Here is a 24,405-nt window from a genome sequence, read left to right on the forward strand (position 1 = left end):
CATCCGAGGATGGCCTTCAAAAAACTAGAGAGGTTTTTTACTTACACAGCCGCAACAGGGCGCATGTAAGAGATTGGTGCGGTGCTGGCGTCTTCGAACGTCACCACTTCCCAGGCATCTGTCTGCTCAATCAACTTGCGCAGCAGCTGGTTGTTCAGTGCGTGACCGGACTTGAAGCCTTTGAACTCACCAATCAGGCTATTGCCCAGCAGGTACAGATCGCCAATGGCATCGAGGATCTTGTGCTTCACGAATTCGTCTTCATAGCGAAGGCCGTCTTCGTTCAGTACGCCATCGGCATCGACCACGATTGCGTTTTCAACGCTGCCGCCGAGTGCGAGGTTGTGCTTGCGCAGGTACTCGATGTCACTCATGAAACCGAAAGTACGGGCGCGGCTGACTTCTTTTACGAACGAAGTGCTGGAAAAATCCACGCTTGCACTTTGGGTGCGGTCCCGGAATACCGGGTGATCGAAATCGATCTCGAAGCTCACCTTGAACCCTTCGAAAGGGACGAAAGTGGCGCGCTTGTCGCCGTCTTCCACTGTCACTTCACGCAGGATGCGGATGAATTTCTTGGCGGCGTCCTGTTCTTCCAGGCCAGCCGATTGAATCAGGAATACGAAGGGTCCAGCGCTGCCATCCATGATCGGGACTTCGGACGCGGAGAGCTCGACGTAGGCGTTATCGATGCCCAGGCCAGCCATGGCCGAGAGCAAGTGCTCTACCGTGTCCACTTTGACGTCGCCGTTGATCAGCGTCGTCGACATAGTGGTTTCACCGACGTTTTCCGCGCGGGCAGGAATCTGCACCACAGGGTCGAGGTCAGCGCGACAAAACACAATGCCAGTGTCGACAGGCGCAGGCTTGAGGGTCAGATAGACCTTCTCACCGGAGTGCAGGCCTACACCTGTGGCACGGATAATATTTTTCAGTGTGCGTTGTTTAATCATGGCTTGGGCCGCTTCAGCGCAAATTGCGAACTGGTATCAACAAAGGCTGGCGATAATAGCAGACCGAGCCTTTGCTGAACACCAATCACCTTCATAGCCCTGATACATTCCATCAATCAGCCTGACGACGCAGGAATGCCGGGATGTCCAGATAGTCCAGATCATCTTGCGGATTCATCTTCGCGGCAGCCGCAGCACCGGCCTGAGCCTGGTTGCGCATGACGGTCGGACGGTCCAGATCACGGTAGTTCACCGCTGGCGCTTCCTGACGGCTCGGAGCCGGTTGTTGCACCTGAGAGGCAGCCATCGACGTGTGAACGGTGTTGTCGATAACCTTCACAGGCTTCTCGATTTTCGCGCCCAGACCGGTAGCAACTACGGTTACGTGCAGTTCGTCGCGCATGTCCGGATCGATAACGGTACCGACCTTGACCATGGCGTGCTCGGAAGCGAAGGCTTCGATGATGCTACCCACGTCGGAGTACTCACCCAGGGACAGGTCAGGACCGGCGGTGATGTTCACCAGGATGCCGCGTGCGCCTTGCAGGTTCACGTCTTCCAGCAGCGGGTTACGAATGGCAGCTTCGGTCGCTTCACGTGCACGGTTCGGACCGCTGGCGCAGCCAGTGCCCATCATCGCCATGCCCATTTCGCTCATCACGGTACGCACGTCGGCGAAGTCGACGTTGATCATGCCCGGACGCTTGATGATGTCGGAGATACCGCGAACGGCACCGGCGAGAACATCGTCAGCCTTGGCGAAAGCCGACAAGAGGCTTGCGTCTTTACCGAGGATGGTCAGCAGCTTCTCGTTGGGAATGGTGATCAACGAGTCGACGCTTTCGGACAGCATGCGGATGCCTTCGTCGGCGATCTGCATACGCTTGCGGCCTTCGAACGGGAACGGACGAGTCACGACCGCAACGGTCAGGATGCCCATTTCCTTGGCCACTTCGGCGATGATCGGTGCTGCACCGGTACCGGTACCGCCGCCCATGCCAGTGGTGATGAACACCATGTTGGTGCCCTGCAGGACTTCGGCAATGCGCTCACGGTCTTCGAGAGCGGCCTGACGACCTACTTCAGGGTTGGCGCCAGCGCCGAGACCTTTGGTCACGCCGGTACCCAGTTGCAGAATGGTACGCGCGCCGATGTTTTTCAGCGCTTGAGCATCAGTGTTGGCGCAGATGAATTCGACGCCTTCGATGTTGCTCTTGACCATGTGATTGACAGCGTTGCCGCCGCCACCGCCAACACCGATAACTTTGATTACCGGGCTTGCGGGGATGTTGTCTACGAGTTCGAACATTTTCCCTCTCCTTACATTCTCTAGTTTTTTCGCCTACTGCTGTTTGTTGCGGTGTTGCGGTAAAGCTTTAGAAGTTGCCTTGAACCCACTTCTTCAATCGGTCCAGCAGCGGCGCCTGAGGCTCTTCGCTGCTGTAGCTGTCGCGACTGCCAATGCCGGAGAACGAAACTCCGTCGGACTGCTTTTGCAGGCCGTACATCAACAAGCCAACGCCAGTGGAATAAATCGGGTTGCGCACCACGTCATCCAGGCCTTTCACGCCGTGCGGTACACCGAGGCGTACCGGCATGTGGAAGATTTCTTCGGCCAGCTCAGTGGCGCCTTCCATCTTCGACGTACCGCCGGTCAGGACGATGCCGGCCGGGATCAGGTCTTCGTAGCCGCTGCGACGCAGCTCGGCCTGAATCAGGGTGAACAGTTCGTCGTAACGCGGCTCGACCACTTCGGCCAGGGCCTGACGCGACAGCTCGCGCGGTGGACGGTCGCCGACGCTTGGCACCTTGATGGTTTCGCCGGCACCGGCCAGTTTGGCCAGGGCGCAGGCGTAACGGATCTTGATCTCTTCGGCGTACTGGGTCGGAGTGCGCAACGCCATGGCGATGTCGTTGGTCACTTGATCACCGGCAATCGGGATCACCGCGGTGTGACGGATCGCACCTTCGGTGAAGATCGCGATGTCGGTGGTGCCGCCGCCGATGTCGACCAGGCACACGCCCAGTTCTTTCTCGTCGTCGGTCAGCACCGAGTAGGCCGAGGCCAGTTGCTCAAGAATGATGTCGTCGATTTCCAGGCCACAGCGACGCACGCATTTTTCAATGTTCTGTGCGGCGTTGACGGCGCAGGTGACCACGTGAACCTTGGCTTCCAGACGTACGCCGGACATGCCCAAAGGTTCGCGAACCCCTTCCTGGTTATCGATCACGTAATCCTGCGGCAGGGTGTGCAGCACGCGCTGGTCAGCCGGGATCGCCACAGCCTGGGCAGCGTCGAGTACGCGCTCGAGGTCAGCCGAGCTGACTTCGCGATCACGAATCGCGACGATGCCGTGGGAGTTCAGGCTGCGGATGTGATTGCCCGCCACGCCGACGAACGCCGAGTGAATGCGGCAGCCCGCCATCAGTTGGGCTTCTTCGATCGCGCGCTGGATCGATTGCACGGTGGACTCGATATTCACCACCACGCCTTTTTTCAGGCCGCGGGAAGGATGTGTACCGATACCGACGATTTCCAGCGTGCCGTCGTCCGCGACCTCGCCTACCAGCGCCACCACTTTGGAGGTGCCGATATCCAGACCGACGATCATTTTGCCGCTTTGCACGTTTGCCATGGGTCCTGCCTCTTCTTAATTCTTCGCGACAGCGGGTTGGGCTGTCGTCGGCGCTACAGGTTCCCGCCAGCCAACGGCGAGGCCGTTGGCATAGCGCAGATCGATGCGCGCAATGTTCGTAATCTGTTCTTTGAGCGTCTTGTCATAGATGGCGATGAAGCGGCGCATCTTTTCCACCAGGTTGCCGCGTCCCAGCAGCAACTCGATGCCGGGACCGGAACTGCCGGCACCGGTGGTCAGGAACCAGCTCCCGCGTTCACGCAATTCCAGGCGTGCAATCGAGAAGCCCAACGGTCGCAGCATCTGGCTCAGCACCTGGTACTGCTGCATCACTTGCTGCTGGGCCCGTTGTGGGCCGAACAGCTGTGGCAGGTGTTCGTAGTTCGCCAGCTCCCTTGGCGTAAACGCCTGGCCCTGGTTGTTCAGCAAAGACTCGTCACCCCAACGCGCCACCGGCAGTTGCTCTTCGAGGCGAATCACCACTTGATCCGGCCAGACCCGACGCACTTCGGCGTGGGCAATCCAGGGCATTTGCTCAAGCTCCTTGCGCATGCTCGCCAGGTCGATGGTGAAGAAGCTCGCCGCCACAAAAGGGGCGATTCGCTGCTGCACCGCTTGCTGGCTGATGTAGCTCAGGTCGCCCTGCACGGCGATCTTGGTGATCGGCCGGTCGGCGTACGGCAGCAAACGCTGCGCGCCTTCGTAGGTACCGAACCCGAGCGCGACCAGCAGTACCGGCCAGAACAGGCTTTTCAGAAAACCGAAGTTGGCTTTCGGCAGGCGCGCGGACATCGGCTCTTTGGCCACCATTCGGCTGGCACCCCGCGGCACCGGCTTGCGGCCGGGTGCGGGTGGCTGATGTCTGAGCTGAGCGCCTTGCATCGTCTTAACCTCTAGCGTCTTCAACACTGGCGGCCAGAATGGCCAGAACCAGTTGCTGGAAATCCAGACCGGCGGCACGGGCCGCCATCGGCACCAGACTGTGATCGGTCATGCCCGGTGCAGTGTTCACTTCCAGGAACCAGAACTGTCCGTCGGCGTCCTGCATCACGTCCGCCCTGCCCCAACCGGCGATACCCAGCGCCTCACAGGCCTTGGCCGTGAGATCCATGAGTTCCTGTTCCTTGGCGGCATCCAGCCCGCACGGAATGCGGTACTGGGTATCGTTGGCGATGTACTTGGCGTCGTAGTCGTAGAACGTGTGCGGTGTACCCAGGGCAATTGGAGGCAACACCTGGTCACGCAGGGTGGCGATGGTGAACTCCGGACCTTGAATCCATTGCTCAACCAAGACTTGCGAATCGTAGGTACTGGCCGCTTTCCATGCGTCGATCAACTCGGACGCAGAACTCACTTTGGCCATCCCGATACTTGAACCTTCATGCGCCGGTTTGACGATCAAAGGGAAGCCCAGTTCCGTCGCTGCTGAAATACAATCGGCTTCGCTGCACAACACGGCGTGACGCGGCGTCGGAATCCCGAGGCTGTGCCAGACCTGCTTGGTGCGCAGTTTGTCCATTGCCAGTGCCGACGCCAGAATGCCGCTGCCGGTGTACGGAATGCCCGCCACTTCGAGCAGGCCCTGCATGGAGCCGTCTTCACCGCCACGGCCGTGAAGAATGATGAAGGCGCGGTCGATCTTTTCGCTGAGCAGACGTTGCAGAATATCGTCGCCAACGTCGATGCCGAACGCGTCCACGCCAGCGCTCTGCAGCGCTTCGAGCACAGCGTTACCGGATTTCAGCGAAACCTCACGCTCGGCACTCAGGCCACCGAAGAGCACGGCAACACGGCCGAAGTCTTTCGGCGCAATAGTGGAGAACAGCTTGGCGTAGGCAGCAGTCATTTCAACTTCCCCTCGACCGACGCCGCCACGGCGCCAGCGAACAACTCACTTTTCAACAATTTCGGTGCGAGACCGCCGATATCACCGGCGCCCTGGCACAGCAGGATGTCGCCGGCACGCAGCAGCGGCTTGACCAGTGGCGCCAGGTCGACGCCACGCTCGATGTAGATCGGGTCGAGCTGTCCGCGCTGACGGATGCTGTTGCACAGCTTGCGGCTGTCGGCGCCCGGGATCGGCTCTTCGCCGGCCGGATAGACTTCCATCAGCAGCAGCACGTTGGCGTCGGCCAGTACATTGACGAAGTCGTCGTACAGGTCGCGAGTGCGGCTGTAACGGTGCGGCTGGTAAACCATCACCAAGCGGCGCTCCGGCCAACCACCGCGTACGGCTTTGATCACGGCGGCGACTTCGGTCGGGTGGTGACCGTAGTCGTCGACCAGCATCACGTGGCCGCCGTCCACCGGCAGTTCGCCGTAGACCTGGAAGCGTCGACCGACCCCCTGGAACCCGGACAGACCCTGAACGATGGCTTCATCACTGACGCCTTCGTCGGTGGCGATGCAGATGGTCGCCAGCGAGTTGAGCACGTTGTGGTTGCCGGGCATGTTCACCGACACTTCCAGCGGCTCGCGGTCAGGACGCAGTACCGTGAAGAACGTCTGCATGCCTTGCTGGCGCACGTTGATTGCGCGCACGTCGGCGTCTTCGCTGAAGCCGTAAGTCACGGTCGGACGCTTGACCAGCGGCAGGATTTCGCGCACCACCGGATCGTCCAGGCACATCACGGCCAAACCGTAGAACGGCAGGTTGTGCAGGAACTCGACGAAGGTTTTCTTCAGTTTGTTGAAGTCACCGTCGTAGGTCGCCATGTGGTCGGCGTCGATGTTGGTGACAACGGCCACCAGCGGTTGCAAGTGCAGGAAGCTCGCGTCGCTCTCGTCGGCTTCGGCGATCAGGTAACGGCTGGTGCCGAGTTGGGCATTGGTGCCCGCGGCATTCAGACGACCACCGATGACGAACGTCGGATCGAGGCCACCGGCAGCGAACACCGAAGCGATCAGGCTGGTGGTGGTGGTTTTGCCGTGGGTACCGGCGACGGCGATGCCGTGGCGGTAACGCATCAGCTCAGCCAGCATTTCGGCACGCGGCACCACCGGGATGCGGCGTTCCAGCGCGGTCGCGACTTCCGGGTTGGAGGTGTTGACGGCGCTCGACACCACCAGCACATCGGCGGCGGCGGCGTTCTCGGCGCGGTGGCCGATATAGATCTTCGCGCCGAAGGATTCCAGACGCTCGGTCACCGGCGATGCTTTCAGGTCGGAACCGGACACTTCATAGCCCAGGTTCAACAACACTTCGGCAATGCCGCACATGCCCACACCGCCGATGCCGACGAAGTGGATGCGACGGATGCGGCGCATTTCCGGTTGCGGCATGGCTTTCTGATTCTCAACCATGGGCCACCTCCAGACAGGTATCGACCACGCTACGGGTGGCATCGGGTTTCGCCAGACGGCGGGCCGCTTGGGCCATATCTTCGAGTCGTTGCGGTTGCATCAAGACCTCTGTCAGGCGCGCGGCAAGGTCCGCGGCACCAGTCGTTCTTTGCGGCATCAGGAAGGCAGCGCCTTCACGGGCCAAATAATCGGCGTTGCGGGTCTGGTGATCGTCGATCGCGTGGGGCAAAGGCACCAGCATCGAGGGCAGACCGGCGGCAGCCAGCTCACTGATGGTCAACGCGCCTGCGCGGCACACCACCAGGTCAGCCCAGCCATAGGCCTGGGCCATGTCTTTGATGAACGGCTGCACCTGCGCGTCCACGCCGGCGGCGCGGTAGCGCTCTGCAGTCACTTCATCGTGGTTTTTGCCGGCCTGATGAAACACTTCCGGACGCAAATCGGCAGCGACTTGGGCCAGGGCTTCAGGCAGCAATTTGTTCAACGGTTCTGCGCCCAGGCTTCCACCGAGGATCAGCAAACGCGCTTTGCGCCCTGCCAGAGCAGGTCGCGATGTGTCGAGGAACAGCTCGCTGCGCACCGGATTTCCGGTGGTACGGCGGCTGTCCGACAGAGTAAAGGTGTCGGGGAATGCTTCACACACTCGGGCGGCGAACGGCACCAGCAACCGATTGGCGGTGCCGGCCACAGCGTTCTGCTCGTGAACGATCACCGGCACGCCGGCCAGTTTTGCGGCAAGGCCACCGGGACCAGTCACATAACCACCGAAGCCGACCACGCACACCGGTTTCAGGCGACGAATGATCGCCCGCGCCTGCCATACCGATTTCAGCAGCATGAACGGCGCCTTGAGCAGCGACAGCTTGCCCTTGCCGCGCAAGCCGCTCGCGTTGATGCGATGCAGTTCCAGCCCGGCGGCCGGGACCAGTTCGTTCTCGATCCCGCGTGGCGTGCCGAGCCAGTGCACGGTGTAGCCGCGCGCCTGAAACTCGCGGGCACAAGCCAGCGCCGGGAACACGTGGCCGCCGGTTCCGCCGGCCATGATCAATACGTTAGCGCCCATGATTCGGCTCCTCGGCGAAGTCGCTCTCATGGAATTCCATCTCTTCGCTGCCCAGGTGGGTTCGACTCTCCCACTCGATCCTCAGCAACAAGCCGAGACAGGCACAGCAAATCACCAACGAGCTGCCGCCGTAACTGAGGAACGGCAAGGTCAGCCCCTTGGTCGGCAGCAGGCCGACGTTCACCCCGATGTTGATCAGGAACTGACCGATCCACAGGAACGACAGGCCGTAAGCCACATACGCGGCGAAGAACTGTTTGGCTTTCTCCGCCCACAAGCCGATGTACATGCCGCGAATACACACGAACACGAACAGCGCCACGGTGCACAGCGAACCCACCGCGCCGAGTTCTTCGGCCAATACCGAGAACACGAAGTCGGTGTGCGCTTCCGGCAGGTAGAACTGCTTCTGCACGCTGTTGCCCAGGCCAACGCCCAGCCATTCACCGCGACCGAACGCGATCAAGGCTTGCGACAACTGGTAACCGGCACCGAACTGGTCGGCCCACGGGTCGGCGAAGTTGGTCAGACGCGCCATCCGGTAAGGCTGCATTTGAATCAGCAAGACCACGGCCCCTACCGCCAGCACCACCATCAGCGAGAAGCGGAACAAGCCGACCCCGCCGAGGAACAGCATCGCCGCCGCAGCGCCCATCATCACGACGGTGGCACCGAAGTCCGGTTCCATCAGCAACAGGCCGGCCATCGGCAGCAGCACGATGAATGGCTTGAAGAAGCCCATCCAGCTTTCGCGAACTTCTTTCTGGCGCCGCACCAGGTAACCGGCGAGGTAGATCACCACGAATACTTTGGCGATTTCGGATGGCTGAACGTTGAAAAAGCTGAAACCGATCCAGCGCATCGAACCGTTAACCTCTCGGCCAATGCCCGGGATGATCACCATCACCAGCAAGCCGAAGGCACCCAGCAGCATCAACCAGCCAAGGCGCTGCCAGGTGGCGATCGGAATCATCATGGTGACGATGCACGCGCCCAGCCCCAGCACCACATAAATAAGGTGACGGATCATGTAATACAGCGGACTGCCCGACTGCGCGGCCGCCACTTCGGTGGAGGCCGAGGCGATCATGATCAGACCCAGACCGAGCAACGCCAGGCAACCGGCAAGCATCGGGAAGTCGAGGTCGATCCCGCGCCCGGTGATGATCGGCGACGGATACGGCTTGATGATGTTGAGCAGGCTCATGCCAGTTCCTCCACGGCGCGGACGAACTGGTGACCACGGTCTTCATAATTCTTGAACATGTCGAAACTGGCGCAGGCCGGCGACAGCAGTACCACGTCACCCGGTTGCGCGGCGGCGCGACATTGCTCAACGGCTTCAACCAGCGAGGTGGCGCGAATCAGTGGCACGGCATCGCCGATGGCGTCACCGATCTTGTCGCAGTCGCGGCCCATCAGGATCACGGCGCGGCAGTTGGCCGCCACCGGATCACGCAGATCATTGAACTCGGCGCCCTTGCCGTCACCGCCGGCAATCAGAATGACCTTGCCGTCGATGTCCGCACCCAGGCCTTCGATGGCCGCCAGTGCGGCGCCAACGTTGGTGGCTTTGGAGTCGTTGTAATAAGCGACGCCGTCCAGATCACGCACCCACTGGCAGCGATGTTCGAGGCCGGCGAACGTACGCAGGGCCGAAAGCATGGCGTCGAATGGCAGACCGACCGCGTGGCCGAGCGCTAGCGCCGCCAGGGCATTGGACTGGTTGTGTGCGCCACGAATCTTCAATTCGCGCACCGGCATCAGGTTCTGGAATTCGAAGGCGAGGTACTTTTCGCCGTCTTCTTCGCGGATACCGAATGCCTTGAAATCAGGCTTGCTCAGGCCGAAGGTCCAGCACGGCTGGCCCTCACCCATCAACGGACGGGTCAGTGCATCCTGACGGTTGACCACGAACTGCTTCGCGCCACGGAAGATCCGGTGCTTGGCCAGGTGATAGGCCGGCAGACCGCTGTAGCGATCCATGTGGTCTTCGCTGATGTTCAGCACGGTCGCCACTTCGGCGTTGAGCTGGTCGGTGGTTTCCAGCTGGAAGCTCGACAGTTCCATCACATACAGCTCGACATCGTCACTGAGCAGATCCAGCGCCGGCGTACCGAGGTTGCCGCCCACCGCGACACGTTTGCCGGCCGCAGCCGCCATCTCGCCGACCAGGGTGGTGACGGTGCTTTTCGCGTTGGAACCGCTGATGGCCACGATCGGCGCCCGCGCGTTACGCGCGAACAGCTCGATGTCGCCGGACAGTTTCACGCCACGGGCTGCAGCGGCTTGCAGGGCCGGGGTCGCCAGCGCCAGGCCGGGGCTCACGTAGAGCTCGTCGGCACGGCACAGGAATTCGACGTCCAGCTCGCCACAACGCACTTCCACGTGCGGATAGTCACGCTTGAGCGTGGCCAGTTCCGGTGGATTTTCCCGCGTGTCAGCCACAGCAAACGACGTGCCCCGGTTCGCCAGGAAGCGAACCAGGGACATGCCGCTCTTGCCGAGGCCGACAACGATGCGGAAGTGGTCAGAAGCGATCAGAGACACTCGTTCTACCTCAGCTTCAGGGTGGCAAGGCCAACCAACACGAGAATCACGGTGATGATCCAGAAACGGACGATCACACGCGGCTCGGGCCAGCCCTTGAGTTCAAAGTGGTGGTGTATCGGAGCCATGCGGAACACACGGCGACCGGTCAGCTTAAAGGACGCAACCTGAATGACGACTGACAGGGTTTCCATCACGAACACGCCGCCCATGATGAACAGGACGATTTCCTGACGGACGATCACCGCGATGGTGCCCAGTGCAGCACCCAGCGCCAGTGCGCCGACGTCGCCCATGAATACTTGGGCCGGATAGGTGTTGAACCAGAGGAACCCCAGACCGGCACCGATCAATGCGCCGCAGAACACGATCAGTTCGCCCGCACCCGGCACATAAGGAATCAACAGGTATTCAGCGAATTTCACGTTACCCGACAGGTAGCAGAAGATACCGAGGCCACCGCCAACCATCACGGTCGGCATGATCGCCAGACCGTCGAGGCCGTCAGTCAGGTTGACCGCGTTGCTCGAACCGACGATCACAAAGTAGGTCAGCACGATGAAGCCCAGGCCCAGCGGAATGCTGTAGTCCTTGAGCATCGGCAGGATCAACGTGGTTTCCACCGGCGTGCTGGCGGTCATATAAAGGAAGATCGCCGCGCCGAGGCCGAACACCGACTGCCAGAAATACTTCCAGCGGCTCGGCAAGCCACGGGAGTTTTTCTCGATGACTTTGCGGTAATCGTCAACCCAACCGATGGCGCCGAACAGCAAGGTCACCAGCAGTACAGTCCAGACGTAGCGGTTGCTCAGGTCAGCCCAGAGCAAGGTGCTGACGCCGATCGAAGACAGAATCAGTGCGCCGCCCATGGTCGGAGTACCCGACTTGGACAGGTGCGATTGCGGGCCGTCGTTACGAACGGATTGACCGATCTGACGGTTCTGCAAAGTGCGGATCATCCACGGGCCATAGCACAGCGACAAAACCAGCGCGGTCAGCACACCGAGAATCCCGCGCAGGGTCAGGTACTGAAAGACCGCGAAGCCTTTGTAGAACTGTTGCAGATACTCCGCTAGCAGCAGCAGCATTAATGTTTCTCCAGACTGGACCCGCACAGAGCCGCAACGATGTTTTCCATCGCTGCACTGCGCGAACCCTTGATCAAAATGGTGGTGTTTGTGTCCTGCTCGGCGTCGAGGGCCTGGATCAGTTCGGCTTGCGTGCCGAAGTGATGCGCCTGTTCACCGAAAGCGTTTACGGCGTGAACCATGTTCGGCCCAACGGCATAAAGCGCGGAAACCTTGCCCCGGGCGTATTCGCCCACGTCGCGGTGCCCCTGCTCCGCCCAATCGCCCAACTCGCCGATGTCTCCGAGCACCAGGACGGTGCGACCGGAAAAGCCGGCGAGTATATCAACGGCAGCGCACATGGAGGTGGGGTTTGCGTTGTAAGTGTCATCGATCACACGCATACCGTTTTTTGCCAGTTGCGCGACGGTGCGGCCCTTGACCGGTTGCACCGCGCCAAGCCCGGTGGCAATGCCGAACAGCGACACGCCCAACGCATGTGCGGCAGCAGCAGCGGCCATCGAGTTGGCAACGTTATGGGTACCGAGCAGATTCAGTTGAACGCGCTCCGAACCTTCAGGCGTGTGCAGATTGAACGCCGGGCAACCCCGGGCATCGGTGCTCAGGTCGCTGGCGTAGAAGTCAGCTTGCGAATTGCTCAGGGCGAAAGTCAGGACTTTGCGAGCACCCGCGCGGGTCTTCCAGATACCGAAGGCCTTGTCGTCGAGATTCAGCACGGCGATGCCATCAGCCGCCAGACCTTCGATGATTTCACCTTTGGCTTCGACGATTTTTTCCGGGCCGCCGAACTCACCAACGTGAGCGGTGCCGGCATTGTTGAGGATCGCTACTTGCGGCTTGGTCAGCCCGACGGTGTAGGCGATTTCACCCAGACGCGAAGCACCCAGTTCGATCACGGCCGCCGTGTGTTCCGGGGCCAGTTCGAGCAGGGTCAGCGGTGCGCCGAGATCGTTGTTCAGGTTGCCACGGGTCGCCAGCACCGGGCCGCGTGTGCGCAGGATGCTTGCGAGCATTTCCTTGACCGTGGTCTTGCCACTGGAACCGGTCACGGCAGCCACTGGCTGAGTGAAGGCAGCGCGGTTCAAGGCACCCAATTGGCCCAAGGCCTGACGGGTATCTTTGACCAACAGCTGTGGCAACGTGCTATCGGCGACTTCACGCTCGACCAGCGCTGCTACGGCGCCTTTGGCGGCGACGTCGTTCAGATAATCGTGACCATCGAAACGCGGGCCGGTCAGGGCAATAAACAGTTGGCCTGGCTTGATCGCGCGACTGTCGATGCTCACACCATCGAAACTGGCATCGGCGCTGATCAGGCGTGCGTCGAGCGCATTGGTCAATTCACCGAGCTTCAGGGCTTTAAGCATGGGCCACCTCCCAAGCGGTCAGCGCATGATCCGCTTCGACCAGATCGGAGAAGGCATGACGCTCGCCGTTGATTTCCTGATAGTCCTCGTGACCTTTGCCAGCCAGAACGATCACGTCATCTGCTGAAGCAGCAGCAATCATTTGCGCAATCGCCTGGCCACGGCCGGCGACGAACGTGACTTTATCCACAGCGGTAAAACCGGCGCGGATATCATCGAAAATCACTGCCGGGTCTTCGGTGCGCGGATTGTCATCGGTGACCAGCACTTGATCAGCCAGACGCTCGACCACTTCGGCCATCAACGGACGTTTGCCACGATCGCGATCACCGCCGCAGCCGAACAGGCACAGCAACTTGCCTTTGACGTGTGGGCGCAATGCCGTGAGAACTTTTTCCAGCGCATCCGGTGTGTGGGCGTAATCGACCACCACCAACGGCTGAGTGCCGCCGCCAAGACGCTGCATGCGTCCGGCCGGACCTTCGAGCTTGGGCAGTACTTTGAGAATTTCATCGAGCGCGTAATCCAGGCCGAGCAAAGCACCAACCGCCGCCAGCACGTTGCTCAGGTTGAAACGACCGAGCAAGGTGCTGCGCAGATGATGTTCGCCCTGCGGCGTCACCAGCGTGGCGCGTACGCCGTGGTCGTCGAACTGCGCTTCGCGACAGAACAGATAAGCGCTGCTGTCGAGCAGGCTGTAGGTGATCAAGCGCGACTCACGTTTTTCAGCGGCCAGTTGCCGGCCGAAATCGTCGTCGAGGTTGACCACGCGGCACTTCAGATCATTCCAGGCGAACAGCCGGGCCTTGGACTCGGCGTAAGCCTCCATGGTGCCGTGATAATCCAGATGATCGCGGGACAGGTTGGTCATCACTGCCACGTCGAACGCTAGCGCGGTCACCCGGCCTTGATCCAGACCATGGGACGAAACTTCCATGGCCACGGCTTTCGCGCCGGCCTTTTTCAGGTCGCCCAAAGTCGCTTGCACGGCAATCGGGTTCGGCGTGGTGTGCAGACCGCTTTCCAATGCGCCATAGAAGCCGGAACCGAGGGTGCCGACAATGCCGCAATGCTGGCCGAGCAGATCCAGCGCCTGCGCGACCAGTTGGGTCACGCTGGTTTTACCGTTGGTGCCGGTGACGCCGATCAAATTCAGATGATGGCTTGGTTCGCCGTAAAAACGCCCGGCGATATCTGACAACTGCGCCGCGAGCCCCTTGACCGGAATCAACGGGACATCAGTGATAGGCAGCACGGTGGCGCCTTCCACTTCATACGCCACAGCGGCAGCGCCGCGCGCCAGTGCATCGGCAATGTGCGCACGACCATCGAATTTGCCGCCCGGCACCGCGAGGAACAAATCACCCGCGCGTACGTTACGGCTGTCCAGCGCCAATTCACGGATCAGCAGATCGTGGCCGGCGTGGGGGAATATTTTGTTCAGACTTAATGACATCAGCCGCGCCCTCCATTGGCTTTCAGCGGAATAACCGGGGTGGCGTTGGCCTGTTGCGTGGTCGGCAGGTTGTCCGGGGTCACGTTCATCAGACGCAGGGTGCCGGACATCACACGGCTGAACACCGGCGCCGAAACCAGACCACCGAAGTAACCGGCCTTGCTCGGTTCATCAATCACCACAACGATGGCGTAACGCGGATCGCTCATCGGGCCGAAACCGGCGAACAGCGAGCGATAAGAGTTTTCGGCGTAACCCTTGGTGCCCACCGAAGTCTTGCGCGCCGTACCGGACTTGCCGGCCACGTGATACGCCGGCACTTGCGCACGGAACACACCGCGTGGGGCTTCGATCACTTGGGTCAGCATGCCCTGCATGGTTTTCGCGACAGCTTCCGGCAGCACTTGCGTGGTCTGCGGCGGCTTGTCGGTTTTGATCAGGGTCAACGGTGCGAGACGACCGTTGTTGGCCAGCGCCGAGAATGCGTGCACCAACTGAATCGCGGTCACGGAAATCCCGTAGCCGTAGGACAGGGTCGCGGTTTCAGCCTTGCGCCAATCGCGGTAGTTCGGCAGGTTGCCGACACGTTCGCCCGGGAAGCCAAGGCCGGTGTCCTGGCCGAGGCCGACTTTCTGCGCGAGGCGGAAAATCGTTTCGCCGCCGATATCGAACGCGACCTTACTCATGCCGACGTTACTGGAATTGATCAGGATGCCGGTCAGGTCGAGCACCGGACCTTCGCTCTTGGAGACGTCCTTGATCGTGTACTTACCGATCTGCAGGGAGCCCGGATACACCTCAACGGTGTCGCTCGGTTTCCAGCGACCGGTTTCGATTGCGGCAGCCATCGAGATGGCTTTCATGGTCGAACCCGGTTCGAACACGTCGATCATCGCGCGGTTACGCATCATTGCCGGCTGCAGGTTGCGGCGGTTGTTCGGGTTGTAGGTCGGCTGGTTGACCATGGCCAGAATTTCGCCGGTCTTCACGTCCATGATCACCAGGCTGCCGGCCTTGGCGCCGTTCTCGATGATCGCGTTACGCAGTTCGCGGTTGGCCAGATATTGCAGACGCAGGTCAATCGACAACGCCAAGGGCTTGCCGGCCTTGGCGTTTTTGGTGACCTGGACATCCTTGATCAGCCGTCCGCGCCGATCCTTGATGACCTGCCGCTTGCCGGGAACCCCGGCGAGCCATTCGTCATAAGCCAGTTCGACACCTTCGCGACCGTGATCATCGATGTCGGTAAAGCCGACCATGTGCGCCGTGACTTCACCGGCCGGATAGAACCGGCGGAATTCTTCGATGCCGTAGACGCCCGGCACTTTAAGGTCGAGCACAGACTGGCCCTGCTCGGGGGTCAACCCGCGTACCAGATAAATGAATTCTTTGTTGGCTTGCGCTTCGAGGCGCTCGGTCAGGGCTTTCGGGTCCTGACCCAACGCGGCGGCCAGTGCCGGCCATTTCTCTTTGGCGGTCTGCATTTCCTTGGCGTTGGCCCACAGGGTGGTCACCGGGGTACTCACGGCCAACGGCTCGCCGTTACGGTCGGTGATCAGGCCACGGTGAGCAGGAATCGGGATGTGACGAAGACTGCGCGCGTCGCCCTGACCTTTCAGGAAGTCACGGTCAACCACTTGCAGGTCGATGATGCGCCAGCAGATCGCCGCAACCATCACGCCGAGCAGCGCCACCATCAGACGGAAGCGCCAAGGGAAGAGTGCGCCTTCGAGCTTCATCATGGCGCCACCATCTTCACGTCAGCCGCGCCCGGGATGTGCATCTTCAATTGTTCGGTGGCCAGCACTTCGATCCGGCTGTGCGCGGTCCAGGTGCTTTGCTCAAGAATCAGCCGGCCCCACTCGGCCTGCGCCTTGTCGCGCACGCTGAGTTCGTTGTAAAGGTTGTTGAGCAATTGGCGGTTCCAATGCGCGCTGTAAGACACGCCAATGGCCGACACGAGCACACCGACAAACAACAGCAGCATGAAAAAGCTGCCGCCGGGCAGTGGCTTGGCGAAAAGCTTGCTCACCGCAACTTCTCCGCGACGCGCATGACGGCGCTACGGGAACGTGGGTTGGCTTTGAGTTCGGCGTCGGAGGCCGTCTGCGCTTTGCCATGGACTTTGATTTTCGGTTCGAACGCTACGTGGCGAACCGGCAGGTTGCGCGGCAGGTTGTCGGCTTCGCCTTTCACCAGCTTGCGCATGAACAGTTTGACGATGCGGTCTTCCAGCGAGTGGAAGCTGATCACGACCAGACGGCCGCCGACTTCCAGTGCGTCCAGTGCGGCTTCGAGGCCGGCTTCCAGATCGCCCAGTTCGTTGTTGACGTGAATACGCAAACCCTGGAACGCACGGGTGGCCGGGTTCTTGCCCTTTTCCCAAGCCGGGTTGGCCACTTTCAAGACTTCAGCCAGATCAGCGGTGCGCTCGAAAGGAGTGATATCGCGACGCTCGGCGACGGCGCGAGCCATGCGCCCGGAGAAACGTTCTTCACCGTATTCCTTGAACACCCGGGCGATTTCCTCAGCCGGCGCGGTGTTGACGAACTCGGCAGCGCTGATGCCACGGGACGGGTCCATGCGCATGTCGAGCGGGCCGTCGTTGAGGAAACTGAAGCCACGCTCAGCGTCGTCAAGCTGCGGCGAAGACACGCCCAGGTCGAGCAGGATGCCGCTGACCTTGCCGGCCAGACCACGTTCGGCGACGACCGAACCGAGCTCGGCAAAGCTGCGCTGCACAACGACAAAGCGGCCGTCTTCGGCCGCTAGCGTTTGCCCAGTGGCAATCGCTTGTGGATCCTTGTCGAATCCGATGAGTCGCCCGTCAGTCCCGAGCTGACTGAGGATCAACCGACTGTGCCCGCCGCGCCCGAACGTACCGTCCAGATAGCAGCCATCAGGACGTACGGCGAGAGCCTCGACGGCTTCGTCAAGCAGTACGGTGATGTGGTTAAAGCCGCTATCAATAGTCACAGGATCAAATCACGCAGTTCATCAGGCATCGCGCCCGGTTGTTGAATGGCAGCAAGGTCAGCGGCAGATACCGCGTTCCATGCATCCTCGTCCCACAATTGGAACTTGTTCAGTTGGCCCACCAGCATCGCTTTCTTATCAAGCTTGGCGTATTCGCGCAGACGCGGTGGAACCAGAAAACGACCACTGCCGTCGAGTTCGAGGTCGACGGCATTACCAATCAATAAACGTTGCAGGCGACGGTTCTCTTCGCGAAGCGAAGGGAGTGCGCGCAACTTGGTTTCAATAATTTCCCACTCGTCGAGCGGATAGACACACAGACACGGATCAACGGCATCAATGGTGACGATCAATTGGCCGGAACTGCGCGAATCGAGCTCGTCACGGTACCGGCTCGGCATAGCGAGACGGCCCTTTGCATCGAGACTGATAGCGTTAGCTCCGCGAAACACGTCTGCGTTTCTCCAATTTTTATCGTTTTGAGCTCAAAAAACCCACTTCATGCCACTTTCCGCCACTTGCGCACACTATAGGAATGCGCCCACCACACCGTCAAGGCGCGGATTAAAGGAAAACCCTTACAGAACGGAGATTTAGGAGCATAAAAGGAGGCACAACGAGAATCTGGCGGAGACTTTTGACCCATAACTTGATGCAGCACTGAAAGCTGCGCTCGAAAGTTAAAGTAATTTGTTAAGAGTAAGATTTTTTCGGTATTACGAGAGCGCTTCTGCTGTTGATTGAAGCAGGGTGGGAAATGGCTATTACTGCATTTGCCGCTGCCGAACTTTCAGCGCAGGCCTGCTGATAATACACAGCCCCGATAACACTGATTCAAGCAGGGAAAGAAAAAGGTGGAGAGTCGATCTGTAAGCCGGGTTCTGTCTTGAACAGTCATTCGTCTACGATGGCCATCACTGGACATCTTTAGCAACCTACCCGGTCCCAGCGCGGGCCACGCCTTGGGACCCTATTTGGTCTTGCTCCAAGTGGGGTTTACCTAGCCACGAACTGTTGCCAGACGTGCGGTGCGCTCTTACCGCACCTTTTCACCCTTACCGTCGCCGAAGCGCTTAGGCGGTTATTTTCTGTGGCACTTTCCGTAGGCTCACGCCTCCCAGGCATTACCTGGCACTTCGCCCTATGGAGCCCGGACTTTCCTCCCCCCCCTAATTTTCATAGAGGGCAGCGACTGTCCGATCGACTCTCCGCCGCGAAGGTTAACGGCAGAGCGACCGAAGAACAAGCGCTAAAAGCCCCAAGACCGCTATGGGCGACGGCTTACACGTCTTTCTGTTTGTCCAGCGCGACCTGATACAGCACATTTTTGCGCTCACCGGTGATCTGCGCTGCCAACGCAGCGGCACGCTTGAGCGGCATCTCTTCGAGCAACAGATTGAGGACGCGCATCGCCTCGCTGCTGACGGCGTCTTCAGACTCCGGCACTGTCCAGCCCGCGACCAACACCACGCACTCGCCGCGCTGCTGATTGCTGTCGGCCTCGACGAACGCGCGCAACTCAGCCAGCGGCAAACCTTTAAGCGTTTCGAACGTCTTGGTTATCTCACGAGCCAGCAATGCCTGACGCTCGCCACCGAACACCGCCTCCATATCCTGCAGGCATTCCAGAATGCGATGCGGGGCTTCGTAAAAGATCAGCGTGCGCGGCTCTTCCTTAACCGCTTCCAGGCGCGCCTTGCGCCCAACCGACTTGGCCGGCAGAAAACCCTCGAAGATGAATCGATCGGATGGCAGGCCCGCCGCCGACAATGCCGCGATCAAGGCGCAAGCGCCAGGCACGGGCACCACATTGATCCCCGCAGCACGGGCCTGACGCACCAGGTGATAGCCCGGATCGGAAATCAGCGGCGTACCGGCATCGGAAATCAGCGCAACGTTGTCACCCGCCAGCAGACGGGTAATAAAGCGGCTACCTTCATCTCGTTCGTTATGTTCGTGGCAAGCGGCCAACGGCGTGGAAATACCGAAGTGCTGCATCAGTCGCTGCGAGTGACGCGTGTCCTCGGCAGCAATCAATGCCACTTCGCGGAGAATTTTCAATGCCCGGGCGCTGATGTCGTCCAGGTTGCCGATGGGCGTCGCCACCACATAAAGCGAGCCAGCAGCGGAATTCAAAGGACCTGGAGCAGTCAAAGCGCACACCTCATGATCGGTAAAAGCCGGCATTGTAACGCGTCACGAGGCTTGCGATGCGCCCTGCCCGCACACGGTTTTTCCCGCAGATGTGCGGCTCCGCAACATTTACTCCAGCTAAATTGACTGTTTCACGCCACTAACATCGCGCCCCGGCCAGTGCTTGGGTACAATTCCACGCTAATTTGATCGAGTATCAGGAACACTTACATGATCGCTTGCCTGCGGCTGTTCACTGCCCTCTGCCTCGCTGCCCTTTTGGCGGCCTGCGCCAGCTCCCCTTCCTCCAGCCTTGGCGAACTTCCACGGACTCCGGATGCCAGCATCGAGCAACTGCTCGAACAGGCCACCCAGGCTAAAACCCCGGAAAAAGCCGCCCTGCTGCGCCTGAGCGCAGCGGATCTGGCTTATCGTCAGGGCAATGCCGGACAGTCCGCGCAAATCCTGCAACAAGTGCCCGTTGAACAGCTAAAGCCGGGGCAGCAGATTTTTGCTAACACTTTGGCCGCCGAGCTGGCCATGACCCGCAATCAGCCGAAAGCCGCGCTGACCGCACTGAGCCATCCGAGCCTGCAAAAGCTGGGTGAGATGCCGGAAGAGCAGCAGGTGCGCACCGGCACCGTTCATGCCCGCGCCCTCGAAGCCGATGGCCAGACGCTGGCCGCCGCCCGCGAGCGCATCTTCATTGCGCCGATGCTGCAAGGCGAAGCCGCGAGCAAGAACCACGAAGCGATCTGGACACTGATTGCCTCGCTGCCGACCGACCAATTGCAACCAAACAGCACCGATGACCTCGGTGGCTGGATGGCTCTGGCGCAGGCGGTTAAAACCGCTGGCACTTTGGAGCAGCAGCAGGCCGCTATCGACACCTGGCGCGCGCAGAATCCAAAGCACCCAGCAGCGATCAACCTGCCACTGCCGCTGACCAAGCTCAAGGAACTGGCGAGCCAGCCCCTGAGCAAAATCGCCCTGCTGCTGCCGCAAGACGGCCAGTTGGCTTCCGTCGGCAAAGCATTGCGTGAAGGTTTCATGGCCGCGCACTACCAGGCTCAACAGGCCGGGCAGAAGCCGCCAGCCATCGAGTTCTACGACAGCTCGAAACTGACCTCGATGGACGAGTTCTACCGCAAGGCTCAGGCAGACGGCGTGCAGTTGGTCGTTGGCCCGCTGGAAAAACCACTGGTCAAACAACTGAGCACCCGCCCGCAACTACCCATCACCACCCTGGCGCTGAACTACAGCGAAGGCGATCAAGGCCCGGCGCAGCTGTTCCAGTTTGGTCTGGCTGCTGAAGACGAAGCCCGTGAAGTCTCCCGTCGCGCCCGTGCCGACGGCCTGCACCGCGCCGCAATCATGGTGCCGAAAGGCGAATGGGGCGACCGCGTACTGCGCGCGTTCAGCCAGGACTGGCAAGCCAATGGCGGCAGCATCGTTGCCACAGAGCGTGTTGATCAGCCGGTGCAACTCGCCCAGCAGATCGCCGACATGTTCCAGTTGCGCCAGAGCGAGGCCCGCGCCAAGAGCCTGCAGAATGCGGCTGGCACCAACGTCGCCGCACAGCCTTCGCGTCGTCAGGACATTGAGTTCATCTTCTTGGCTGCCACTCCACAGCAAGCGCAGCAGATCAAGCCGACCCTGAACTTCCAGTACGCTGGTGATGTTCCGGTTTACGCGACCTCCCACGTGTACAGCGCCAGCGGCGATGTGAACCAGTACAACGACATGAACGGTATTCGCTTCTGCGAAACTCCATGGCTACTGGAAGCCAACGATCCGCTGCGCCAGCAAGTCACCGCACAGTGGCCACAAGCCGCAGGCAGCCTCGGTCGCCTGTACGCCATGGGCGTCGATGCCTATCGTCTGGCACCGCGCCTGGGCCAACTCAAAGCCCTGCCGGACAGCCGCATCGAAGGACAGTCGGGGAGCCTGGGCATGACTCAGACTCAGCGTGTCGTGCGTCAACTGCCTTGGGCGCAGTTTGTCAGCGGTCAGATTCAACGTCTGCCGGACACCGCGCGCTAATGCCCGACAGGTCACGCTCGCAAAGCGGTAAAGATGCCGAGCGCCATGCGCTCGAGCATCTGCAGAAGCAGGGGCTGCGACTGTTGGCGCAGAACTGGTTATGCAAGCGCGGCGAGCTTGATCTGGTCATGCTTGATGGCGATACAGTAGTATTCGTTGAAGTTCGCTACAGAAAAAACACTCAATGGGGTGGCGCGCTCGCTAGCATCGATGGGCGCAAGCAGCAGAAACTGATTTTCGCTGCGCAGTATTTTCTTCAGCGCGAATCGCGTTGGGCCAATTCCCCCTGCCGCTTCGACGTGGTAGCCATCGACAGCCATCCGAGTCAGCTGAACTGGTTGCAGAATGCTTTCGACAGTTGATCTGCATCCAACCCGGACTTTTTCATCCGACACATTTTGCTCTTTGCTTTGCGGGCTGCACATTCATGTGCCGAACAGCCGCGCTACTTAAGGTCACACAGATGGACATGCAATCCCGAATTCGCCAGCTTTTCCAGGCCAGTATCGACACCAAGCAACAGGCGATGGACGTACTTGCACCGCACATCGAGCAAGCCAGCCAGATCATGGTCAACGCCCTGCTCAACGAGGGCAAAATGCTTTCGTGCGGCAACGGCGGCTCCGCCGGCGATGCACAGCACTTTTCCTCGGAGCTGCTCAACCGCTTCGAACGCGAGCGCCCGAGTCTGCCCGCCATCGCCCTGACCACCGATACGTCGACGATCACCTCGATCGCCAACGACTATAGCTATAACGAAGTGTTCTCCAAGCAGATCCGTGCGCTCGGCCAGCCAGGTGATGTCTTGCTGGCTATTTCGACCAGCGGTAACTCGGCGAACATTATTCAAGCGATCCAGGCCGCACATGATCGCGAAATGATTGTCGTAGCTTTGACCGGACGCGATGGCGGCGGCATGGCGTCGCTGCTGTTGCCCGAGGACGTCGAGATTCGCGTACCGGCCAACGTCACTGCACGTATTCAAGAAGTCCACTTGCTGGCGATCCATTGCCTCTGCGATCTGATCGACAGCCAACTGTTCGGGAGTGAAGAATGACCCCTAATCGCCTTGGCCTTCTGGCCTTGACCCTGTGCCTCGGCATCAGTGGCTGCACCTCGGTGGTAAATGCCAGCCGAGAAGCACCGATCGAAGATGACCGTGGCACCCGTACCTTCGGCAGCAAGATCGACGATTCGCTGATCGAAACCAAAGTAGGCGTGAACATCGCCAAGGCCGATCCGGCGCTGGACAACGACTCGCACATCGTCACCACCAGCTTCAACGGCGTGGTACTGCTGGCCGGCCAGACGCCGCGCGAAGACCTCAAGGCCAAGGCCGAGCAGGCCGCCGCCAATGTGCAGCGCGTGAAGAAGGTGCACAACGAACTGCAAGTGCTGCAACCCTCCTCCCTGCTGGCGCGCCAGAACGACGCGTGGCTGACCACCAAGATCAAGACCCAGATGCTCACCGACGCGAGCATTCCCGGCTCGCGCATCAAGGTTGTGACCGAGAACGGCATCGTCTACCTGCTGGGCCTGCTGACCAAACAGGAAGCCACCCAGGCAACCAATCTGGTCCAGGGCGTTTCCGGTGTGCAGAAGATTGTGAAGCTGTTTGAGTACATCGACTGACTTACCCTCCCCCTGCAGGAGCAGCCTTGGGCAGCGCCTACAGGGGAAGTAATAAAAAAGGCGATCCATCCGGATCGCCTTTTTTATTACTTCACCACTTTCAAACTTGGCCGGCCGCTAGGGCGCGGTGGCTCGCTGTCCGGTGGCGGCAAGTCGTCATCCGGCTCGATGTCGTCTTCGTCATCCATCGGCGACTCGATATCGAACACCATACCCTGCCCGTTCTCCCGGGCGTAGATGCCCAGAATTGCGCTGATCGGCACGTACAGACTGTGCGGAACGCCACCGAAGCGACCTTCGAAGGTCACTACGTCGTTGTCCATGTGCAGATGCCGCACAGCGCTGGGCGAGATGTTCAGGACAATCTGCCCGTCACTGGCGAAACCCTGCGGCACCTGCACCGCCGGGTACTCGGAGTTGACCAGCATGTGCGGGGTGCAATCGTTATCCACAATCCACTCGTAGAGCGCGCGGACCAGATAAGGTCGACTGGAGTTCATAGCGGCTCCTTAAGCCTTAGCGCATATCGCGTTCGACACCAGACAGACTCGCCTGGAAAGCCTCACGCGCAAACTGGCGCTCCATATAATCAAGCAGCGGCTTGGCTGGCCGCGGCAGTTCAATACCCAGAATCGGCAAACGCCAGAGTATTGGCAATAGGCAGCAATCCACCAGACTTTGTTCCTCACTGAGGAAAAACGGCTTGTCGGCAAACAGCGGCGACACGCCCGTCAGGCTTTCACGCAATTCCTTACGCGCCACGACACGCGCGGCTTCCTTGGACTTGGGATCAAGTATCAGATCCACCAGACCACACCAGTCACGCTGAATACGGTGAATCAGCAGACGACTGTTGGCACGCGCCACCGGATAAACCGGCATCAACGGCGGGTGCGGGTAACGCTCATCCAGATATTCCATCACCACGGTCGACTCCCACAACGCCAGGTCACGATCGACCAGCGTGGGCAGGCTTCCATAAGGGTTCACCTCAATCAGTTTAGGCGGCTGACGACCAGCTTCCACATAAATGATCTCGGCGCTGACACCCTTCTCTGCAAGTACGATGCGCACTCGGTGGGAATAGTGGTCGGCGGGGTCGGAGTAACAGGCCAACCGATTGGTCACGCCCATGGCGATCCTCCTCGCTTGTTGAAATTATCGGAACCGGAAAAACGCGCGCGCCCAGAGGGCGCCTCCGGCAA

General features: G+C 60.2%; 23 protein-coding genes and 1 other RNA gene. 4 read left to right on the top strand and 20 right to left on the bottom strand.

The features are described 5' to 3' along the window. Window positions 1-41: 41 nt before the first annotated feature. The 18 genes from lpxC to rsmI form a co-directional block, all read right to left on the bottom strand. Complete coding sequence (gene lpxC, locus PSH79_RS22610) at window positions 42-953, bottom strand: UDP-3-O-acyl-N-acetylglucosamine deacetylase (protein WP_007916984.1); 912 nt, start codon at window positions 951-953, stop codon at window positions 42-44. A gap of 112 nt (window positions 954-1,065) precedes the next feature. Continuing rightward, window positions 1,066-2,262: a cell division protein FtsZ gene (gene ftsZ, locus PSH79_RS22615; protein ID WP_187677994.1), complete on the bottom strand. Its 1,197-nt coding sequence runs from the start codon at window positions 2,260-2,262 to the stop codon at window positions 1,066-1,068. Window positions 2,263-2,329: 67 nt separating this feature from the next. Then, complete coding sequence (ftsA, locus tag PSH79_RS22620) at window positions 2,330-3,589, bottom strand: cell division protein FtsA (RefSeq protein WP_305439711.1); 1,260 nt, start codon at window positions 3,587-3,589, stop codon at window positions 2,330-2,332. A gap of 15 nt (window positions 3,590-3,604) precedes the next feature. Beyond that, window positions 3,605-4,471, bottom strand: coding sequence for a cell division protein FtsQ/DivIB (locus PSH79_RS22625; RefSeq protein ID WP_187677996.1), 867 nt, complete (start codon window positions 4,469-4,471; stop codon window positions 3,605-3,607). A 4-nt stretch (window positions 4,472-4,475) separates the two neighbouring features. Then, the gene (locus PSH79_RS22630; RefSeq protein WP_150652055.1) at window positions 4,476-5,435 is read right to left on the bottom strand and encodes a D-alanine--D-alanine ligase; all 960 of its coding nucleotides are present in this window, start codon (window positions 5,433-5,435) and stop codon (window positions 4,476-4,478) included. After that, window positions 5,432-6,892, bottom strand: coding sequence for a UDP-N-acetylmuramate--L-alanine ligase (gene murC, locus PSH79_RS22635; RefSeq protein ID WP_305439712.1), 1,461 nt, complete (start codon window positions 6,890-6,892; stop codon window positions 5,432-5,434). The genes PSH79_RS22630 and murC overlap by 4 nt, the downstream gene beginning before the upstream one ends. Then, window positions 6,885-7,955, bottom strand: coding sequence for an undecaprenyldiphospho-muramoylpentapeptide beta-N-acetylglucosaminyltransferase (murG, locus tag PSH79_RS22640; RefSeq protein WP_305439713.1), 1,071 nt, complete (start codon window positions 7,953-7,955; stop codon window positions 6,885-6,887). The genes murC and murG overlap by 8 nt, the downstream gene beginning before the upstream one ends. Then, on the bottom strand, window positions 7,945-9,162 hold the full coding sequence (ftsW, locus tag PSH79_RS22645; RefSeq protein ID WP_370872556.1) for a putative lipid II flippase FtsW: 1,218 nt from the start codon (window positions 9,160-9,162) through the stop codon (window positions 7,945-7,947). Before ftsW ends, murG begins: the two co-directional genes overlap by 11 nt. Beyond that, window positions 9,159-10,505, bottom strand: a complete 1,347-nt coding sequence (gene murD, locus PSH79_RS22650; protein ID WP_305439714.1) for a UDP-N-acetylmuramoyl-L-alanine--D-glutamate ligase — start codon at window positions 10,503-10,505, stop codon at window positions 9,159-9,161. Before murD ends, ftsW begins: the two co-directional genes overlap by 4 nt. A 5-nt stretch (window positions 10,506-10,510) precedes the next feature. Then, window positions 10,511-11,593: a phospho-N-acetylmuramoyl-pentapeptide-transferase gene (mraY, locus tag PSH79_RS22655; protein WP_008082775.1), complete on the bottom strand. Its 1,083-nt coding sequence runs from the start codon at window positions 11,591-11,593 to the stop codon at window positions 10,511-10,513. Then, complete coding sequence (murF, locus tag PSH79_RS22660) at window positions 11,593-12,960, bottom strand: UDP-N-acetylmuramoyl-tripeptide--D-alanyl-D-alanine ligase (protein ID WP_305439716.1); 1,368 nt, start codon at window positions 12,958-12,960, stop codon at window positions 11,593-11,595. The genes mraY and murF overlap by 1 nt, the downstream gene beginning before the upstream one ends. Beyond that, window positions 12,953-14,416, bottom strand: coding sequence for a UDP-N-acetylmuramoyl-L-alanyl-D-glutamate--2,6-diaminopimelate ligase (locus PSH79_RS22665; protein WP_305439717.1), 1,464 nt, complete (start codon window positions 14,414-14,416; stop codon window positions 12,953-12,955). Before PSH79_RS22665 ends, murF begins: the two co-directional genes overlap by 8 nt. Further along, entirely contained in the window at window positions 14,416-16,155 is a 1,740-nt protein-coding gene (locus PSH79_RS22670; protein ID WP_177323319.1) for a penicillin-binding protein 2, read from the bottom strand. The genes PSH79_RS22665 and PSH79_RS22670 overlap by 1 nt, the downstream gene beginning before the upstream one ends. Next, on the bottom strand, window positions 16,155-16,448 hold the full coding sequence (gene ftsL / locus PSH79_RS22675) for a cell division protein FtsL (RefSeq protein ID WP_187678004.1): 294 nt from the start codon (window positions 16,446-16,448) through the stop codon (window positions 16,155-16,157). The genes PSH79_RS22670 and ftsL overlap by 1 nt, the downstream gene beginning before the upstream one ends. Continuing rightward, window positions 16,445-17,392 (bottom strand): 16S rRNA (cytosine(1402)-N(4))-methyltransferase RsmH, encoded by a 948-nt coding sequence (gene rsmH, locus PSH79_RS22680; protein ID WP_370872557.1) that lies wholly within the window; start codon window positions 17,390-17,392, stop codon window positions 16,445-16,447. Before rsmH ends, ftsL begins: the two co-directional genes overlap by 4 nt. Then, window positions 17,389-17,844: a division/cell wall cluster transcriptional repressor MraZ gene (gene mraZ / locus PSH79_RS22685; protein ID WP_042560992.1), complete on the bottom strand. Its 456-nt coding sequence runs from the start codon at window positions 17,842-17,844 to the stop codon at window positions 17,389-17,391. The genes rsmH and mraZ overlap by 4 nt, the downstream gene beginning before the upstream one ends. A 402-nt stretch (window positions 17,845-18,246) precedes the next feature. Then, an RNA gene (rnpB, locus tag PSH79_RS22690) (RNase P RNA component class A) lies at window positions 18,247-18,600 on the bottom strand. A gap of 73 nt (window positions 18,601-18,673) precedes the next feature. Next, window positions 18,674-19,579 carry a 16S rRNA (cytidine(1402)-2'-O)-methyltransferase gene (gene rsmI, locus PSH79_RS22695; RefSeq protein ID WP_305439719.1) on the bottom strand — a complete coding sequence of 302 codons (906 nt, stop codon included), beginning with the start codon at window positions 19,577-19,579 and terminating at the stop codon, window positions 18,674-18,676. Between the two features lie 177 nt (window positions 19,580-19,756). On the opposite strand from rsmI, the gene PSH79_RS22700 reads away from it, so the two are divergent. From PSH79_RS22700 to PSH79_RS22715, 4 genes are all read left to right on the top strand, one after another. Continuing rightward, window positions 19,757-21,568 (top strand): penicillin-binding protein activator, encoded by a 1,812-nt coding sequence (locus PSH79_RS22700; protein ID WP_305439720.1) that lies wholly within the window; start codon window positions 19,757-19,759, stop codon window positions 21,566-21,568. Continuing rightward, entirely contained in the window at window positions 21,568-21,930 is a 363-nt protein-coding gene (locus PSH79_RS22705; RefSeq protein ID WP_305439721.1) for a YraN family protein, read from the top strand. The genes PSH79_RS22700 and PSH79_RS22705 overlap by 1 nt, the downstream gene beginning before the upstream one ends. A gap of 101 nt (window positions 21,931-22,031) precedes the next feature. After that, window positions 22,032-22,625 (top strand): phosphoheptose isomerase, encoded by a 594-nt coding sequence (locus tag PSH79_RS22710; protein ID WP_008082788.1) that lies wholly within the window; start codon window positions 22,032-22,034, stop codon window positions 22,623-22,625. Further along, window positions 22,622-23,200: a BON domain-containing protein gene (locus tag PSH79_RS22715; protein ID WP_305439722.1), complete on the top strand. Its 579-nt coding sequence runs from the start codon at window positions 22,622-22,624 to the stop codon at window positions 23,198-23,200. Before PSH79_RS22710 ends, PSH79_RS22715 begins: the two co-directional genes overlap by 4 nt. 86 nt (window positions 23,201-23,286) lie before the next feature. On the opposite strand, the gene PSH79_RS22720 is transcribed toward PSH79_RS22715, so the two are convergent. Together PSH79_RS22720 and PSH79_RS22725 are read right to left on the bottom strand one after the other, a co-directional pair. Then, the gene (locus PSH79_RS22720; RefSeq protein ID WP_016985146.1) at window positions 23,287-23,700 is read right to left on the bottom strand and encodes a ClpXP protease specificity-enhancing factor; all 414 of its coding nucleotides are present in this window, start codon (window positions 23,698-23,700) and stop codon (window positions 23,287-23,289) included. Between the two features lie 16 nt (window positions 23,701-23,716). Continuing rightward, window positions 23,717-24,334 carry a glutathione S-transferase N-terminal domain-containing protein gene (locus PSH79_RS22725; protein WP_007961620.1) on the bottom strand — a complete coding sequence of 206 codons (618 nt, stop codon included), beginning with the start codon at window positions 24,332-24,334 and terminating at the stop codon, window positions 23,717-23,719. Window positions 24,335-24,405: the final 71 nt, after the last annotated feature.

Source organism: Pseudomonas sp. FP2196, from assembly GCF_030687715.1.
In the GTDB taxonomy this organism is placed as follows: Bacteria; Pseudomonadota; Gammaproteobacteria; order Pseudomonadales; family Pseudomonadaceae; genus Aquipseudomonas.